Source organism: Curtobacterium sp. GD1 (genome assembly GCF_020882855.1).
In the GTDB taxonomy this organism is placed as follows: domain Bacteria; phylum Actinomycetota; class Actinomycetes; order Actinomycetales; family Microbacteriaceae; genus Curtobacterium.
Genome location: NZ_JAFEVQ010000014.1, coordinates 66,586 through 84,190, shown reverse-complemented (window position 1 = coordinate 84,190; position 17,605 = coordinate 66,586). Strand labels below are relative to the sequence as shown.

At 71.5% G+C, this 17,605-nt stretch carries 16 protein-coding genes; 12 read left to right on the top strand and 4 right to left on the bottom strand.

Features of this window, described 5'->3' with window-relative positions; all coding sequences use genetic code 11:
- Positions 1–7 precede the first annotated feature (7 nt).
- The 7 genes from JSX79_RS09795 (at position 8) to JSX79_RS09765 (ending at position 8,788) form a co-directional block, all read left to right on the top strand.
- Complete coding sequence (locus JSX79_RS09795) at positions 8–937, top strand: hypothetical protein (RefSeq protein ID WP_229085969.1); 930 nt, start codon at positions 8–10, stop codon at positions 935–937.
- Between the two features lie 71 nt (positions 938–1,008).
- A complete protein-coding gene (locus JSX79_RS09790; protein WP_229085967.1) occupies positions 1,009–2,121 on the top strand; it encodes a YafY family protein in 1,113 nt (370 codons plus the stop codon).
- Positions 2,114–3,085, top strand: a complete 972-nt coding sequence (locus JSX79_RS18665; RefSeq protein ID WP_071301561.1) for a YafY family protein — start codon at positions 2,114–2,116, stop codon at positions 3,083–3,085. The genes JSX79_RS09790 and JSX79_RS18665 overlap by 8 nt, the downstream gene beginning before the upstream one ends.
- Positions 3,086–3,445: 360 nt before the next feature.
- A complete protein-coding gene (tatC, locus tag JSX79_RS09780; protein ID WP_229085996.1) occupies positions 3,446–4,198 on the top strand; it encodes a twin-arginine translocase subunit TatC in 753 nt (250 codons plus the stop codon).
- Positions 4,195–6,639, top strand: a complete 2,445-nt coding sequence (locus JSX79_RS09775; protein ID WP_071294706.1) for an RNA helicase — start codon at positions 4,195–4,197, stop codon at positions 6,637–6,639. The genes tatC and JSX79_RS09775 overlap by 4 nt, the downstream gene beginning before the upstream one ends.
- Positions 6,640–6,767: 128 nt before the next feature.
- On the top strand, positions 6,768–8,327 hold the full coding sequence (gene lnt / locus JSX79_RS09770) for an apolipoprotein N-acyltransferase (protein ID WP_229085965.1): 1,560 nt from the start codon (positions 6,768–6,770) through the stop codon (positions 8,325–8,327).
- A 110-nt stretch (positions 8,328–8,437) separates the two neighbouring features.
- Positions 8,438–8,788: an RNA polymerase-binding protein RbpA gene (locus tag JSX79_RS09765; protein ID WP_070419007.1), complete on the top strand. Its 351-nt coding sequence runs from the start codon at positions 8,438–8,440 to the stop codon at positions 8,786–8,788.
- Between the two features lie 74 nt (positions 8,789–8,862).
- Here JSX79_RS09765 and JSX79_RS09760 read toward each other — a convergent pair whose 3' ends face one another.
- Together JSX79_RS09760 and JSX79_RS09755 are read right to left on the bottom strand one after the other, a co-directional pair.
- The gene (locus tag JSX79_RS09760) at positions 8,863–10,092 is read right to left on the bottom strand and encodes an SPFH domain-containing protein (RefSeq protein ID WP_070419006.1); all 1,230 of its coding nucleotides are present in this window, start codon (positions 10,090–10,092) and stop codon (positions 8,863–8,865) included.
- A complete protein-coding gene (locus JSX79_RS09755; RefSeq protein ID WP_229085964.1) occupies positions 10,089–10,562 on the bottom strand; it encodes an NfeD family protein in 474 nt (157 codons plus the stop codon). Before JSX79_RS09755 ends, JSX79_RS09760 begins: the two co-directional genes overlap by 4 nt.
- A 153-nt stretch (positions 10,563–10,715) precedes the next feature.
- Here JSX79_RS09755 and JSX79_RS09750 point away from each other — a divergent pair, with 153 nt between their 5' ends.
- The 5 genes from JSX79_RS09750 to JSX79_RS09730 all read left to right on the top strand — a co-directional run bounded on the left by JSX79_RS09750 (position 10,716) and on the right by JSX79_RS09730 (position 15,244).
- Positions 10,716–11,477, top strand: a complete 762-nt coding sequence (locus tag JSX79_RS09750; protein ID WP_071294704.1) for an SDR family oxidoreductase — start codon at positions 10,716–10,718, stop codon at positions 11,475–11,477.
- Positions 11,478–11,487: 10 nt separating this feature from the next.
- A complete protein-coding gene (locus JSX79_RS09745; RefSeq protein WP_229085963.1) occupies positions 11,488–11,943 on the top strand; it encodes an NUDIX hydrolase in 456 nt (151 codons plus the stop codon).
- Positions 11,944–12,010: 67 nt separating this feature from the next.
- Positions 12,011–14,377 carry an excinuclease ABC subunit UvrA gene (locus JSX79_RS09740; RefSeq protein ID WP_229085962.1) on the top strand — a complete coding sequence of 789 codons (2,367 nt, stop codon included), beginning with the start codon at positions 12,011–12,013 and terminating at the stop codon, positions 14,375–14,377.
- Between the two features lie 138 nt (positions 14,378–14,515).
- Positions 14,516–14,821, top strand: coding sequence for a hypothetical protein (locus tag JSX79_RS09735; protein WP_070419002.1), 306 nt, complete (start codon positions 14,516–14,518; stop codon positions 14,819–14,821).
- Between the two features lie 261 nt (positions 14,822–15,082).
- Positions 15,083–15,244: a hypothetical protein gene (locus JSX79_RS09730; protein WP_229085961.1), complete on the top strand. Its 162-nt coding sequence runs from the start codon at positions 15,083–15,085 to the stop codon at positions 15,242–15,244.
- A gap of 24 nt (positions 15,245–15,268) precedes the next feature.
- Here JSX79_RS09730 and JSX79_RS09725 read toward each other — a convergent pair whose 3' ends face one another.
- Positions 15,269–16,255: an ATP-grasp domain-containing protein gene (locus tag JSX79_RS09725; RefSeq protein WP_229085960.1), complete on the bottom strand. Its 987-nt coding sequence runs from the start codon at positions 16,253–16,255 to the stop codon at positions 15,269–15,271.
- Positions 16,248–17,378 (bottom strand): alanine racemase, encoded by a 1,131-nt coding sequence (alr, locus tag JSX79_RS09720; protein WP_229085959.1) that lies wholly within the window; start codon positions 17,376–17,378, stop codon positions 16,248–16,250. The genes JSX79_RS09725 and alr overlap by 8 nt, the downstream gene beginning before the upstream one ends.
- Positions 17,379–17,605 lie beyond the last annotated feature (227 nt).

Here is a 17,605-nt window from a genome sequence, read left to right as displayed (position 1 = left end):
AGGGTCCGTGCGCACCATCCCCGCACTCCTGGTCACCATCGGCCTCGCCGCAGCACTCACCGGGTGCGCGGCGAGCGGGGCCGGTTCCACGCCGTCGAGCTGCGCCGCTCCCGGTGCCGCGTCCGAGGCGGTCACCGCCACGGGTGCGTTCGGCAAGGAGCCGAAGGTCAACATCCCGAGCGGCCTCACCACGAAGGGCACCCAGGTCTCGGTCCTCCGCCAGGGCGAGGGTCGCGAGATCGAGGACGGCACGCCCGTCGTGATCGAGTACACCCTCGTCGACGGTGCGACCGGCGAGGTCGCACAGGCGAGCGGGTACTCCGGCCAGACCGCCCCGATCACCGCGGGTGCCGACAACTACGGGGCGCTCGGCGCCTCCCTCGAGTGCGCGCACGTCGGTGACCGCCTCGCCGTCGCGCTGCCGAAGAGCGCCCTGAGCTCCTCGACCACCGGCGACACGGGGACCTCGTCGACCAAGACCGAGGACGCCGTCATCGCCGTCATCGACGTCAAGAAGGCCTTCGACGCCCGCGCGACCGGCACGCCGCAGCTCGCCGGGGACGGGATGCCCGCCGTCGTCCTCGCGCCGTCGGGTGCGCCCGGCATCACGATCCCCTCGTGGTCCGCGCCGAAGTCGGACGAGACGCACCTGCTCCGCAAGGGACACGGCGCCGAGCTCACCGACAAGGACACCGCCGTCATCAAGTACACCGCCGTGTCGTGGCCCGCTGACGGCACCGACGCCTCGGTGGCTGGCTCCAGCTGGACCGACGGCTCAGGCGCGCAGACCGTGCCGCTCACCAAGGGCCAGGTGCAGGAAGGCGTCCGGAACGCCATCGTCGGGCACCGTGTCGGCGACCAGGTGCTCACGATCGTGCACCAGCAGGGCGCGGCGTACGCGTACGTGATCGACGTCCTCGGGAAGATCTCCGCCTGACCCTCCCGGACCGTCCACGGACCGCGGCGCGGGTGCACTCCGGTGCACCCGCGCTGCCGTAGGATCGGCTCGTGCCAGCGACCCGTGTGCCCCGTGTGCCTGCCGAGGAACGGCTGTTCAGCCTGGTGCTCGCGCTGCTCTCGACGGAGTCCGGGCTGACGAAGTCCGAGATCCTGGCCAACGTGCAGGGCTACCGGCAGCGGTTCACGACGGGCGGCGACAACGCCTCGCTGGAGCGCCAGTTCGAGCGCGACAAGGACGACGTCCGCGAGCTGGGCATCCCGCTCGAGACCATCGAGACCCCGGGTGCCGCCGGCAACAACCAGACGCTCCGCTACCGGATCCCGAAGGGCGAGTACGACCTGCCCGTCGACGTCCGCTTCACGCCGGACGAGTCCGCGCTCCTGTCCCTCGCCGCGATGGCCTGGCGCGAGGGCGCGCTCTCCGCCGACTCCCGTCGCGGCCTGCTCAAGGTGCGGTCCGCCGGATCCGAGGACGACGGCGCCGGGGCCCTCGGCGTCGACGCGTACGCCCCGCGGCTCCGCGCCCGTGACGTCGCCTTCGAGCCGCTGCGCTCGGCGCTCGACCGGTCCGCCGCGGTCCGCTTCGACTACATCACGCCGGGGCAGCACGAGCCGCGTCGGCGTCAGGTGGCCCCGGTCGCACTCGTCCAGCACGGCGGCCGCTGGATGCTCGCCGCGCACGAGTTCGCGACGGACAGCGAGAAGAACTACCTGCTCTCCCGGATCGTCGGGCCCGTCGCCCAGTACGAGGTCGGGCAGCACCCGGCCCCGGCCGGCGCGGGCGAACGCGCACTGGCGGAGCTCGAGCGCATCTGGGCGGCACGCACCGCCCGGATCCGGGTCGCACCGGGGTCGGACGCCGAACGTCGGCTCGCCCGCCGGCGGGACACCGAGACCGATGACGACGGCGTCCTCGTCCTGCACCACGTCGACCCCCAGATCCTCGCCGAGGAGCTCGCCGCCTTCGGGCCCGAGGTTCGCGTGCTCGAGCCGGACGACCTGCGCGACCGGGTGACCGAGCGCCTGCGGGCACTCGTCGCCGACCACGCCGACGCACCGGCACCCGCCGCCCACGCCGACGCACCGGCACCCGCCGCCCACGCCGACGCACCGGCACCCGCCGACCACGCCGCCGACCAGGACGGGAGCCCCCGTGGCTGAGCAGCAACCACTCCAGGCCCAGGACAAGCTCGCGTTCCTGCTCGCCCTCGTGCCGTACCTGATCGACCGCGAGCGCGTCTCGGTCGCCGAGGCCGCTCGGCACTTCGGCGTCCCCGAGACCCGGATCCGCCGTGCCGTCGAGCTCATCGCGGTGTCCGGCGTCCCCGGCGAGACGATGCAGTACCAGCACGGCGACCTGTTCGACATCGCCTGGGACGACTTCGACCAGAACGACATGATCGTGCTGACGAACCTCGTCGCGATCGACGACTCCCCGCGGCTCTCGGCGCGCGAGGCGTCCGCGCTCATCGCCGGGCTGCAGTACCTGTCCGCCCTGCCCGAGGCCGCCGACCGCGACGCGATCCGCGCGCTCATGGCGAAGCTGTCCCGCGGTGCCGGTGGCGCGGCCGCGAACGTCGCCGTCGGGCAGGACCTGCACGACGTCGCCCTCGCGGTCATCCGCAAGGCGATGGCCGATGGCCGTGGGCTCGCGTTCGAGTACGCCGGTCCGCGCACGCAGGGGAGCACCCGCCGCGTCGACGCGCTGCGTGTGGAGTCGATCGACACCGACTGGTACCTGCGGGCGTGGGACCTCGACCGACAGGCCCTCCGGACGTTCCGGCTCGACCGGATGTCCGGCGTGCGGGTCGACGACCGCCCGGCGGAGAAGTCGATCGACGACGTGGTGATCCCGGACACGCTGTTCCAGCAGGCGGCCGAGGACGTGATCGTCACCGTCGAGCTCGACTCCTCGTCGCTGCCGCTCGTGGCCGACTTCCTCGCCGACACGGCCGACGCGCCCGACACCGACGGCCGGGTGCGCATCCGTCTGGCGGCGTCGAACGGCTTCGACGGTGTGGTGCGGCTCGTCGCGGGGCTGCCCGGTCGCGCGGTCGTGCTCGACCCGCCGGCCGCACGGGCCGCGGTGCGCGACTTCGCCGCGGCGGCCCTCGCCGCCGACTGAGCCGCCCGCGACCGACGGACCGGCGCTGCGTGTCGCGCACGTCGAACCACGAAACCGACGTGGAACCGGCACCGCGACGTGGTTCGACGTCAGTTCCGTGGTTCGAACCGAGCGCGGCCGACTGAGCTGCGCGCAACCGCCGGACCGGACGCGCGTCGGCCCCGCCGCCGACGTGCCGACCGACGGACGGGAGGCGCGGTGCGGGCCCGCCCCGCGCCTCCAGGCCCGTGACCCTCCTGTGCGAACGCACGTCGCGGCCGACTGTCGGTCCCGACCCCGTAGGATCGACCCATGGCTTCGACGACCGCGCGCGGGCGAGCGAGGCGGACCGGGCGTCCGACGAAGGACGCCGAAGGCCGCATGTCGCTCGGGCAGCACCTCATCGAGCTGCGTAACCGCCTGTTCCGCGCAGTGATCGCGATCGTCGTCGCCGCGGTCGGTGGGTGGTTCCTCACCCCGTTCGTGCTCGACGCGCTCCGGTCGCCGGTCTCCCAGCTCGCCAAGGTCGGCGGGCACACGGCCGAACTGAACTTCCCGATGATCACGGGCGCGTTCGACCTGAAGCTGCAGATCGCCATCACGATCGGCATCGTCATCGCGAGCCCGGTGTGGCTCTACCAGATCTGGGCGTTCATCGTCCCGGCGCTGGTGCGGCGTGAGAAGCAGTACGTGTGGGGCTTCCTCGGCACCGCGATCCCGCTGTTCTTCGCCGGCTGCTGGTTCGGGTGGTACATCCTGCCGCACGTGGTCGGCATCCTCGGCAGCTTCGTGTCGAGCCAGGACACCTCCATCGTCGACGCCAAGGCCTACTACGACTTCGTCATCAAGCTCATCGTCGCCGTCGGCATCGCGTTCGTCCTGCCGGTGTTCCTCGTGCTGCTGAACTTCGTCGGCGTGCTGTCCGCGTCCTCGATCATCAAGTCCTGGCGCGTGGCGATCCTCTGCATCCTGGTCTTCTGCGCCATCGTGACGCCCAGCGCCGACGTCATCTCGATGTTCCTGCTCGCCGTGCCGATGATCGTGCTGTACGTCGCCGCGTGCGCGGTGGCCTGGCTCCACGACCGCCGGATGGCGAAGCGCCAGGCGAAGCTCGACGAAGAGTACGGCCTGTGAGCACGACGGAGCCGAGCGCTGCCGAACGGTTCCGGGCGGCGAAGGTCCGGAACCGGTCCCGCAACCTCGAACTCTTCCGCGCCGACCTGCGGTTCGACCTCGACCCGTTCCAGTTCGCCGCGTGCGACGCACTCGACCAGGGGCGCAGCGTCCTCGTGGCCGCGCCGACCGGGGCCGGCAAGACGATCGTGGCCGAGTTCGCGATCTGGTTGGCGATGCGGCAGCCGACGGCGAAGGTGTTCTACACGACGCCGATGAAGGCACTGAGCAACCAGAAGTACGCCGAGCTCGTCGACGTCTACGGCGAGTCCGAGGTTGGACTGCTGACCGGCGACACGAACGTGAACCCGCGGGCACGTGTCGTCGTGATGACGACCGAGGTCCTGCGGAACATGATCTACGCGGACTCCGACCTGCTCGACGACCTCGCGTGGGTCGTCCTCGACGAGGTCCACTACCTCGCCGACCGGTTCCGAGGTGCCGTCTGGGAAGAGGTGATCCTGCACCTCCCGACCGAGGTCCGGCTCGTCTCCCTCAGCGCCACGGTCTCCAACGCGGAAGAGTTCGGCGACTGGCTGCAGACCGTCCGCGGCGACACCGACGTCATCGTCTCCGAGGACCGCCCCGTGCCGCTCGAGCAGCACGTGCTCGTCGGCTCGAAGATGGTCGACCTGTTCGACTCCAGCGGTGCCGCGGCGACGAACCGCGTCAACCCGGAGCTGCTCCGGCTCGTCGGCGGTGCCTCGCGCAGCGAACGGCACGGCGGCGGACACCGCGGCGGCCGGGGGCGCGGGGGCTACCACGACCGCCGTGGTCCGCGCACCGAGAAGCTGCACCGCGAGCGCATCGCCCACATGCTCGACGAGCGGATGCTCCTGCCCGCGATCTTCTTCGTGTTCAGCCGGAACGGGTGCGACCAGGGGGTCCGCAACGTCCTCCGGTCGGGGCTGTCGCTGACGACGGCGCAGGAACGCAACGAGATCCGCGAGACGGCGGAGTACCACTGCCGCACCCTCCTCGACGAGGACCTCGCCGTGCTCGGCTACTGGGAGTGGCTCGAGGGCCTCGAGCGCGGCGTCGCGGCGCACCACGCGGGGCTCCTGCCGGCCTTCAAGGAGGTGGTGGAGGACCTCTTCCAGCGCAAGCTCCTCAAGGTCGTGTTCGCGACGGAGACCCTGGCGCTCGGCGTGAACATGCCGGCCCGCACGGTCGTCCTCGAGAAGCTCGAGAAGTTCAACGGCGAGGCCCGCGTCCCGATCACGCCGGGGGAGTACACGCAGCTCACCGGTCGCGCCGGGCGTCGTGGCATCGACGTCGAGGGGCACTCGGTCATCCAGTGGTCGGACGGCCTCGATCCCCAGGGCGTCGCGTCGCTCGCGAGCCGCCGCACCTACCCGCTGAACTCGTCGTTCAAGCCGACCTACAACATGGCCGTGAACCTCATCGACCAGTTCGGTCGGCAGCGCACGCGCGAGGTCCTCGAGACGTCGTTCGCGCAGTTCCAGGCCGACCGTTCGGTCGTCGACCTCGCGCGGAAGGTCCGGTCGCAGCAGGAGTCCCTCGACGGCTACCAGCAGGCGATGCAGTGCCACCTCGGCGACTTCACCGAGTACGCGGCCCTGCGCCGTGAACTCTCCGACCTCGAGCGGACGAACGTCCCCGGCGGGCGCGAGGCCTCGCACGGCGCCCGGGCCGAACGGCAGGCCGCCATCACGGACGTCCGACGGCGCATGCAGCGGCACCCCTGCCACGCCTGCCCTGATCGAGAGGCCCACGCGCGCTGGTCCGAGCGCTGGTACAAGCTCAAGCGCGCCAACGACAAGCTCCTGCAGCAGATCCGTTCCCGCACGGGTGCGGTCGCGACCACGTTCGACCGGGTCACGAACGTGCTCCTGCAGCTCGGCTACCTGGTCGACACCGGCAACGGCGAGGCCACGGTCGCCGCCGGCGGGCGTCGGCTGCAGCGGATCTACGGTGAGCGCGACCTGCTCGTCGCCGAGTGCCTCGAGGCGGGCGTCTGGAAGGACCTCACCCCGGCGCAGCTCGCCGCGATGGCCGCCACGATCGTCTACCAGCCCCGCCGAGAAGACGCGCCCGGCACCGAGCACGCCCTGCCCCGCGGGGCGTTCCGTCCGGCACTCGACGAGACCCTGACCATCTGGTCCCGACTCGACGACATCGAGCGCGACGCCCGACTCGCCGGGTCGCAGCCGCCGACCCCGGCCGCCGCGGTCGGCATGTTCCGCTGGGCGTCCGGTTCCGCGCTCGACGACGTGCTGCGCACGCTCGACCTGCCGGCCGGTGACTTCGTGCGCTGGTCGAAGCAGGTCATCGACCTGCTCGACCAGATCCGGAACGCCGGCGACGACGACCTCGCCCAGACCGCACGGCGGGCGACGGACGCGGTGCGCCGCGGCATCGTCGCCTACGCGGCGGTCTGACAGGAGGCACGGTGCCGGTTCCCGAGTCCGACGTGCGCCCGCAGGGCGCCGCCTCCACTGCCTCCGTCGCCTCTGGTCAGGACGCGACCGCTGGGCGTGGGTCCGCGGCGGGGGGTCGCGGTTCCGCCGTGCGCCCGCCGGCGGGCCGCCGGTCCGACTTCGCCGCCCTGCCGCTCGCGCAGGCGTTCCCGCTCGCCGTCATCGGGGGCGTGCTGTTCGCACTCGCCTTCCCGTCGCCGGGCTGGTGGTTCCTCGCCTTCCCGGCACTCGCGTGCATGCTGCTCGCCGCGATGGGCCAGCGTGCCCGGCGCGCGGCCTGGCTCGGGTACGTCTCCGGCGCGGCCTTCTGGATCCCCGCGATCTCGTGGGCCGGCCGCTACCTCGGCCCGGTCCCGTGGTTCGCGCTCGCGCTGTTCGAAGCCGCGTTCTTCGCCCTCGGCAGCGTCGCGATCGCCCTCGCGTACCGCTGGGTGGCGCGTGTCGTGCCGTCCACCGCCGGACGCGTGTGGGGCCTCCCGGCCGTCGTCGCCGCGCTCTGGACCGGACGCGAGTGGTTCTCGGGGAGCTGGCCCTACGGCGGCTTCGCGTGGGGGCGGGTCGGTCTCTCGCAGTCGCAGGGCCCGTTCACGCACCTGGCTGCCTACGTGGGCGTGCTCGGGGTGACGTTCGTCGTCGTGTACTGCGTCGCGGTCGTCGTGTCGCTCGCCCTGGTCGTGCCCCGCGGTCCCGGCCGGGCCGTCAGGGTGCCCGTCCGCGTGGCGACGGCGGGACTGCTCGTCGCCGCCGTGCTCGCCGTGCCCGCGTGGCCGACCGCCACCGACGGCACGATCCGGATCGAGTCGGTGCAGGGCGACGGCCCCGCCGGGTACTTCGACCGGGCGGCGCCGGGCGCGGTGCTGAGCGCGCAGGTCGCGGCGACCGACGTCGAGGCGAAGGGGGTCGACCTCGTGGTCTGGCCCGAGGGCTCCGCCGAGTTCGATCCGCGCCAGCAGCCGGTGATCGCGTCGGCCCTCGACCAGGTCGTCGACTCCGTCGGGGCGCCGATCGTCGCCGGCGCCATCACGCAGACGTCCTCGGGGGTCCTGCACAACACCTCGTTCGTGTGGACGAAGGACGGCTGGCAGTCGTCCTACGACAAGAAGCGCCCGGTGCCCTTCGGCGAGTACGTCCCGGACCGCTGGTTCTTCTCCAAGCTCGCGCCGTCGCTCATCGGGCTGCTGCAGCGCGACTACACCCCGGGGACGAAGCCGAACGTGCTGTCGGTCGCCGGCGTCCGGGCGGGCATCGCGATCTGCTTCGACATCGTCGACGACGGACTCGCCACCGACATGGCGCGCGGGGGAGCGCAGGTCATCCTGGCGCAGACGAACAACGCGGACTTCGACGGCACCGACGAGAACCTGCAGCAGCTCGAGATCGCTCGGATGCGGGCGATCGAGACCGGTCGGTCGCTCGTGAACATCTCCACCGTCGGGGCGTCGCAGGTCATCGACCCGACCGGACGGACGATCGACCGGGTGCCGGCGTACACCGCGACCTCGATGATCACGGACGTGCCGCTCGGGACGACCACCACCCCGGCGACCCTCGCGTCCGGATCGATCGTGCTCCTGCTCTCGCTCGGCGGGCTCCTCACGCTGCTCGCCTGCGCGCCCTGGGGCCGCCGCGGGACTGCTCGCCGCGCCTGAGCGCCCCGGCCGCGGCCCCGCACTGGGAGAGGACTGTGAATGCGCCGGTCCGGGAGTGCAGGCGCGTGGGACAGTGTTGTGGAGGGCAGACGAGCGAGAGGAGCACACACATGGCTGATCGGAGTCTCCGCGGCATGCGGCTCGGGAGTCAGAGTCTCCAGAGCGAAGAGGGCGTCGAGCTCTCGGACCGCAAGCGTGCGGTCTACCAGACGGAGTCGGGGGAGACGTTCGACATCGTCTTCTCGGCGGATGCAGACGTCCCCCAGACGTGGTCGGAGCCCCGCTCCGGTCGCGAAGGACGACTCCTCGGTGACGACGGCATCCCCGTCGAGGTCGCCGAAGAGGACGTCAAGGCCCCCAGGACCCACTGGGACATGCTGCTCGAGCGACGCTCGCGTGAAGAGCTCGAGGAGCTCCTGCAGGAGCGACTGCAGTTCCTGCGCGCACGACGCGGCGCCTGACCCGCACACAACAACGACGCCCGCCCCGGTTTCCCGGGGCGGGCGTCGTCGTCGTGATGGCCGTCGGCCCGCGGTCAGCGGCGGCCGGAGCCGTCGCTCGTGCGGTGCCCGGAGGCGTCGGGTCCCGCGTCGGTCGCGCTGCCGTGGTGCTCGTCCTTCGCTGCGTCGCGGAGCTCGTCGGCCGCGGCCTCGTCCGACGCCGCGAGGTGCGCGTCGACGCTCTTGTTCGACTCGGCGAGACGCTGGTCGAGCTCGGACTCGGGGACGATGTCTGCCGCCGTGGCATCCGGGCGGGGGACCGAACCGGCCGCGGCGTCGGCGGCCGCGCTGTTCGCCAGGCTCTCGTTCGCGAGCTTGGAGATCCGCGACAGGAAGTCGCCGCCCGCGCCGCCGCCGGCGATCGGTCCGCTGCCGGTGCGCCCGGCGGTGAAGCCCTTCGCGATGCCGGACAGTGCCTCGGTGAACTCGCTCGGGATCATCCAGAGCTTGTTCGCGGTGCCCTCGGCGATCTTCGGCAGGGTCTGCAGGTACTGGTACGACAGGAGCTTGTCGTCCGGGTCGCCGGTGTGGATGGCGTCGAACACCGTGGCGATCGCCTGCGCTTCACCCTCGGCGCGGAGGACCTGGGCCTTCGCGTCACCCTCGGCCGCGAGGATGGCGGCCTGCCGCTGCCCCTCGGCCTCGAGGATCTGGGACTGCTTCGTCCCCTCGGCCTGCAGGATGGCGGCACGACGGCTGCGCTCGGCACGCAGCTGCTGCTCCATGGCGTCCTGGATCGACACGGGCGGCTCGATCGCCTTGAGCTCGACGCGGCCGACGCGGATGCCCCACTTGCCGGTCGCCTCGTCGAGCACGACGCGGAGTTGGCCGTTGATGTTGTCGCGGCTGGTCAGGGCCTCTTCGAGGTTGAGGCCACCGACGACGTTGCGGAGCGTGGTGGTCGTGAGCTGCTCGACCGCGCCGAGGTAGTTGGCGATCTCGTAGGTGGCGGCGCGGGCATCCGTGACCTGGAAGTAGACGACCGTGTCGATCGAGACCACCAGGTTGTCCTCGGTGATGACGGGCTGCGGCGGGAAGGACACGACCTGCTCGCGCATGTCGAGCAGCGGCCGGAGTCGGTCGATGAACGGCACCAGAAGGTTCAACCCGGGGTTGAGGGTCTTGTGGTACTTCCCGAGGCGTTCGACGATCCCCGCGGTCGCCTGCGGCACGATGCGGATCGCGCGGGACAGGACGACGATCACGAAGATGACGACGACGAGGATGAGGACGAGCAGTGCGATCGTCCCGGCTGAGATGGTCACGAGGTGGCCCTTTCTCCGAGGCGGACGACAGCCGTCGACCCCTCGATGGACTCGACGACCACGGGGGTCCCGAGCGGCGGTGTTCGGTCTGTGGCGTCGGCGGAGATGCGGGCGCTCCAGGTCTCGCCGTTGGCCAGGCGGACCTGGCCGGGGGCGGACGCGGTGAAGGCGACGGCGACCGTGCCCGGCAGCCCGATGAGTCCCTCGACGTTGGTGCGGTGCGGGTCGGCGTTGCGACCGAGTGCCGTCAGGAGCCGCGGCCGGACGAACGACAGCAACAGCAGGGCGACGCCCGCGGCGATGATGGCCGACAGCCACCACGGTGCGCCGAGCAGTGCCGCGACCAGCCCGCCGGCAGCACCGGCCGCGAGCATGATGAAGATGAAGTCGAGCGTGAATATCTCGACCACGCCCAGCAGGAGCACCAGTCCGATCCAGATGACGGTCTGGATCCAATCGATCCCGTTCACGCGATCTCCCTCCCTCGGTCGCGCGCGGCTGCTCGCTGCGTCGCGACGGCCGGTCCAACTCCGTTCAACATATCAAGTCCGTGCTGTGCCCGCGCGGTGGTTGGTAGGCTCGTCGGCGGCCGACCCGCCGAACCAGACCTGGAGAACACGACTGTGAGCAACCCCCTCGCCCCCGGATCCCTCGCCGACAAGCGCGCCCTCGTCACGGGTTCGTCCCGCGGCATCGGCGCCGACACCGTCGGGTACCTGGCCGAGGCCGGCGCCAAGGTCGTCGTGAACTACCGCAACAAGGCCAAGCGTGCCGAGCAGATCGCCGAGAAGATCGTCGCCGCGGGCGGGTCGGCACTCGCCGTCGGTGCGGACCTGACCGACCACGACTCCGTCCAGGCGATGGTCGACACCGTCGTGCAGGAGTGGGGCGGCATCGACCTGCTCGTGCTCAACGCCTCCGGTGGCATGGAGTCCGGCCTGGGCGAGGACTACGCGCTGCGCCTGAACCGCGACGCGCAGGTGGACATGCTGCAGACCGCCGTGCCGCACATGCCCGCCGGATCGCGCGTCGTGTTCGTCACGAGCCACCAGGCCCACTTCGTCGAGACCGCCGAGACGATGGACGAGTACGTGCCGGTCGCCAAGAGCAAGCGGGCCGGCGAGCTCGCCCTCCGCGAACTCGTGCCGCAGCTCGACGCAGCGGGCATCGAGTTCGTGGTCGTCTCCGGCGACATGATCGAGGGCACGATCACCGCCACGCTCCTCAACCGCCTCAACCCGGGCGCGATCGAGGGCCGCCGTGCCGAGGTCGGCAAGCTCTACAGCGTCTCCGAGTTCGCCGCCGAGATCGCCGCGGCCGCGATCGAGCCGATCCCCGCCGACCACACCAAGCTCGTCGGCGACGTCAGCGGCTTCGTCGGCTAACGTCGGACGGGTGACTGCGAAGCCCGGCCTGCGCCGCACCTCCCGGATCATCCTGCTCGACCCCGACGGTCGGGTGTTCCTGATGGACACCAACTCCCCGTCGTCGGACGGAGCGCACCGCTGGATCACGCCCGGCGGCGGTGTCGACCCCGGCGAGGAGCACCGCGACGCCGCGATCCGCGAGCTGCGCGAGGAGACCGGCATCGTCATCGACGACCCGGGGGAACCGGTGTGGTCGTGGGACTTCACCGTCGAGTGGGACCTGGCCGACCATGACCGCGGCCACGCGGAGTTCTACGTCGTCCGGACGCCCGGTTTCACGCTGTCGGACGCCGAGTGGACCGACGACGAGCGCGTGGACATCCTGCGGTCCCGCTGGTGGACGGCCGACGAGCTCGACGCCACCGACGAGCCCTTCGAGCCCGCCGAGCTCCCGGGCCTCGTCCGCACGCACGCGCCGTCCTGACGCGCCGGCTCGTTCCAGTGCGGAACCGTCCTGTGGAACGTCACACGTCACCGCTACCCTGTGGGGCATGGAACCGAGTGCCGAGCACGCCGCTGACACCCACGACCGCATCCGGGTGCGTGGTGCACGTGAGAACAACCTGCGCGACGTCGACGTCGAGCTCCCGAAGCGTCGCCTGACCGTCTTCACCGGCGTGTCCGGGTCGGGCAAGAGCTCACTGGTCTTCGCGACCATCGCGGCGGAGTCGCAGCGCATGATCAACGAGACGTACAGCGCGTTCCTGCAGGGCTTCATGCCGTCGCTCGCACGCCCCGACGTCGACGTGCTCGACGGCCTCACCACCGCGATCGTCGTCGACCAGGAACGCATCGGCGCCGATCCCCGCTCGACGGTGGGCACCGTGACGGACGCCAACGCCATGCTCCGCGTGCTGTTCAGCCGCCTCGGGACGCCCCACATCGGTGGCCCGAACGCGTTCTCCTTCAACCTCGCGACGGTCACGGCCGGCGGCGCCATCACCGTGCAGAAGGGCAAGGACGCCAAGGCGGAGAAGGTCTCGTTCTCACGGCTCGGCGGCATGTGCGCCGACTGCGAAGGCCGCGGCACGGTCACCGACATCGACCTCACGCAGCTGTTCGACGACACGAAGTCCCTGTCGGACGGGGCGATCACGATCCCCGGGTACGGCACGGACGGCTGGAACGTCCGGATGTTCGCCGAGTCCGGGTACTTCGACAAGGACACGCCGATCCGTGACTTCACGGACGCCGAACGCCAGGACTTCCTGTACCGCGAACCGACGAAGCAGAAGATCGCCGGCATCAACATGACCTACGAGGGGCTCGTCCCGCGCGTGCGGCGTTCGTTCCTGCAGAAGGACCGCGAAGCGATGCAGCCCCACATCCGGGCCTTCGTCGACCGCGCGGTCACCTTCACCACCTGTCCGGCCTGCGGTGGCACTCGGCTGAACGACGTCGCACGGTCGTCGACGATCACCGGCAAGAGCATCGCGGACGTCTGCGCGATGCAGATCACCGACCTCGCCGCCTGGCTGCGGGGGATCGACGAACCGACCGTCGGGCCCTTGCTCGACGGCCTGCGGGACGCGGTCGACTCCTTCGTCGAGATCGGCCTCGGGTACCTCTCGCTCGACCGCCCCACGGGGACCCTGTCCGGGGGAGAAGGGCAACGCGTCAAGATGGTGAAGCACCTCGGGTCGTCCTTGAGCGACGTCACCTACGTCTTCGACGAACCGAGCACCGGGTTGCACCCCCACGACATCGAGCGGATGAACGGGCTCCTGCTCCGCCTCCGCGACAAGGGCAACACGGTGCTCGTCGTCGAGCACAAGCCCGAGGTCATCGCGATCGCGGACCACGTCGTGGACCTCGGGCCGGGGGCGGGGACGAACGGCGGGGCGCTCTGCTACGAGGGGCCGGTCGACGGGCTCCGCACGAGCGACACGGTCACCGGTCGCCACCTCGACGACCGGGTGTCGGTGAAGGACGTCGTGCGCGAACGCACCGGCGTCCTCGAGATCCGCGGCGCCGATGCGCACAACCTGCAGGGTGTGGACGTCGACGTGCCGACCGGGGTGCTCACGGTCGTGACGGGTGTCGCCGGCTCCGGCAAGAGCACGCTCATCCACGGGTCGCTGTCACCGCGTGACGGTGTCGTCGCGATCGACCAGGGCGCGATCCGCGGCTCCCGGCGGAGCAACCCGGCGACGTACACGGGGCTGCTGGAGCCGATCCGCAAGGCCTTCGCGAAGGCCAACGGTGTGAAGCCCGCCCTGTTCAGCGCCAACTCCGAGGGTGCGTGCCCGGCGTGCAACGGCGCGGGGGTCATCTACACGGACCTCGGCATGATGGCCGGCATCGCGACCCCGTGCGCCGAGTGCGGTGGGAAGCGATTCGACCAGTCGGTGCTCGAGTACCGGCTCGGGGGGAAGGACATCAGCGAGGTCCTCGCGATGCCCGTGGCCGACGCTGCGGCGTTCTTCGCGACGGGGGAGTCGAGGATCCCCGCGGCGCACGCGATCCTCGCCCGGCTCGTCGACGTCGGACTCGGGTACCTGACGATCGGCCAGCCGCTGACGACGCTGTCCGGCGGCGAGCGGCAGCGCCTCAAGCTCGCGACGCACCTCGGCGACCCCGGCGGGGTGATCGTCCTCGACGAGCCGACGACCGGGCTGCACCTGGCGGACGTCCAACAGCTGCTCGGGCTGCTGGACGGCATGGTCGAGGCCGGGCGGACGGTCGTCGTGATCGAGCACCACCAGGCCGTGATGGCACATGCCGACTGGCTCATCGACCTCGGGCCCGGCGCCGGCCACGACGGCGGCCGCATCGTGTTCGAGGGCACGCCGGCCGAGCTCGTCGCGGCTCGGTCGACGATCACGGGGGAGCACCTGGCGGCATACGTCGGAGCCTGAGGCGGGGGACAGGTCCGGGCGGAGTACCTGAACACCAGCTGGCCGAACGGTCTACCGTCCTGACTGACGCTCATGCTTGGGCCACCCCGCCCGCGGCTACCCGGTCGCATGACGAGCGTCCACGACGAAGGAGACCTCATGGCCGACCAGACCGGTGGACCGAACTACCCCGCAGCGAACACGCCCGGTGCAGCACCGGCCGGCACGGGTGGCGGACTCGCCATCGCGAGCCTCGTCCTCGGCATCATCGGTGTCGTCGGGGGCATCTTCCTCGCGATCATCGGCGTGATCGCCGGCATCATCGGGCTCGTCCTCGGCATCCTGGCTCGCCGACGCGCGTCCGGTCGGGGGATCGTCCTCGGCGGCATCATCCTGTCGGCCATCGCGATCGTCATCGGCATCGTCGGCTACATCCTCACCGCGGTCGTGCTGTCCCAAGCCTGAGTCCACATCGCCGCTGGCGTCTGACCGGGGATCACCATCCCGAGTCGGCGCGCGGCGGTCCGCCAGCGAGGCGGGTCGGCAGCGATGCCGATCCGCCTCGCTGGCGTTCGGCATCCGCGCGTCGCACCCCACGTCCCCACGTCGCGACGCCACGGCGGACGGGAGGCACGGGTCGGGCCCGCACCGTTCCTCCTGGACCACGCAACGCGTGTTCCGGACCGCCGGACGCGTGCTCAGGTCGGTCCGCGTAGCTTCCGCCACATGAGCTACAGCCAGCCTGACCCTGCCGAGGAGACCACCCACAGCGAGGAGCCCGAGCAGCTGGACACAGACCAGGAGAACCTCGAGGAGCAGGGCGGCGAACACGCCTCGCTCGAGATCGACGCGGACGACGTCCCGACGAGCGTCGATCCGCAGTCCTGATCGCACGGCGGCACGGTCCGCCGGTCAGACGGCCGGTTCCGTCGCCTGCAGCAGGGCGCGAACGAGCTCGACGTAGTCCAAGCCGACCGCCGCGAACATCCGGGGCACCTGCGACTGCTCGGTGAACCCCGGCGCGGTGTTCACCTCGTTCAGCACGACGCCGTCGTCGGTGAGGAAGAAGTCGAACCGCGCGACGCCAGAGCACCCGAGCGTGTCGTAGAGGATTCGGGCTGCGTGGTCGATCGCTGCCTCGTCGGAGGCAGACAGCGCCGCCGGCACCGTGAACCGTGCGGTCCCGTCGTACTTCTCGGTGCGCCCGAACACGTCTCCGTCGGCGACGCCGATCTCCAGCGTCGCGCCGGTGCGGAGCGCCCCGGTGTCGTCGCGGAACACGGCGATGTCGATCTCGCGCCCGGTGACGAACGCCTCGGCGAGCACGTCGGTGCCTGCAGCCCGGGCATCTGCCACGGCAGCCGCGTACGCGTCGGGCGTCCGGACCACCGTCACGCCGTTGCTCGACCCACCGGTCGTCGGCTTCACGACGAAGGGCGGCCGCAGGGGCACCGGGCCGATCTCGTCTCCAGCGCGGATCAGCACACCCGGCGCCGTGCGGACGCCGACGGCCTCGGCCACGGTCTTCGTGACCCACTTGTCCATGCCGAGTGCACCGGCGCGGACGGGGGAGCCGACCACCGGCACGCCGATCATCGTGAGGAAGCCGGCGACCGCGCCGTCCTCACCGTGGACACCGTGGAGCACCGGGAACGCCGCGCGGCACGACGTCAGCACGGCGACGGCGTCCGCGGGGGACAGCGCGGCACCGTCCGTGTGCCGCCAGCCGCCCGTCCGGTCGATCGTCAGGGGGACCGCGTCGAAGCCGAGGGCCCGGACGGCACGCGTGACCGCGGCCGCGGATGCGAGCGAGACCTCGTGCTCGTCGTTCGCGCCGCCACCGACGACCGCGATCCGCGTCGGCGCTGTGGGGGTGTGGGAGTCGTGGCGATCAAGCAACGGTGGCCTCCGGGGTGGTGACGGTGCGGTGGACCCGGGCGGCGCGCGTGCCGATGCGGGTGACGATCTCGTGCTCGATGGTGTCGGCCCAGCCCGCCCAGTCGTGGACGGTCGGCTCGCCGTCGAGGCCGCGCCCGAAGAACGTGACGGTCTCGCCGAGCTCCAGCCGGTCGTCGCCGGTGTCCACGACGACCATGTCCATCGAGAACCGGCCGACGAGCGGTCTGCGGCGTCCGCGCACCTGGACCTCGGCCCGCTCGGACGCCGCACGGGGGAGTCCGTCGCCGTAGCCCAGGGGGAGCAGCGCCAGGGTGGTCCGACGGTCGACGACGTGGTCGAGGCCGTAGCCGACGCCGGCCCCGGGGCCGATCACCCGGGAACCGACGACCGGAGCCGTCAGGGAGAGCGTCGGCTGCAGGTCCGTCGAGGTCCGGGAGGGGTCGATCCCGAAGAGCCCCGCGCCGATGCGGTGCAGACCGTGGCGGCCGCCGACCCCGGTGACGGTCGCTGCCGTGGCGGCGAGGTGCGTGACGAAGCCGGACAGTCCGCGGCGCCGGGCGGTGCGGACCGCGTTGTCGAAGAGCAGCCGTTCGCGCGTGTTCTGCGGGTCGTCGGGCTGGTCGGCGCAGGACATGTGGCCCATCACCCCGACGACCCGGACCGTGCCGAGCCGCTCGAGCTCGCGTGCGGCGGTGCACAGTGACGGCCACGACCCGGGGTCGGCACCGTCGCGGGCCATCCCGACGTCGACGTGCAGGTGGACCCGGGCACGGCGTCCGGTCCGGACTGCTGCACGGCTGACGGCACTGAGCAGCTCGGCGCTCGGGACGGCGATGTCGACGTCGGCGAGCAGCGCACCGTCGAAGTCCGCGTCGACCGGGTTGAGCCAGCTGAGCACCGGCGCGTCCGTCACGATTGCCCGGACGGCGATCGCTTCGTCGATGGTGGTCACGCCGATCGACGTCGCTCCGGCGGCGAGGACCGACCGGGCGATCGCCCCGTGGCCGAAGCCGTCGGCCTTGAGGACGGCCATGACGCCGCCGTCCGTCCGGTCGGCGAACACGGCGGTGTTCGCGCGGACGGCGTCGTCGTGGACGACGAGCTGTGGGCGCGACGGTGTCATGCCTGCCTCCTGGAGATCGCTACCGAACTGATATGCATGATATCGATGGTCACCGACACCACGGAGGAAGTCATCGGTCCTGGGGATGACGTCGCGCGCCGCGCGACCCAAGCCGTCGACGCCGTGCGGATGACGGTCGTCGCTGCTGCAGGAGGGACGGGAGGCGCGGCTGGCGTGAGCCGACGAGCTGCGGTGATCCGCGCCTCCTGGCCCCACTCGCTGCGCGC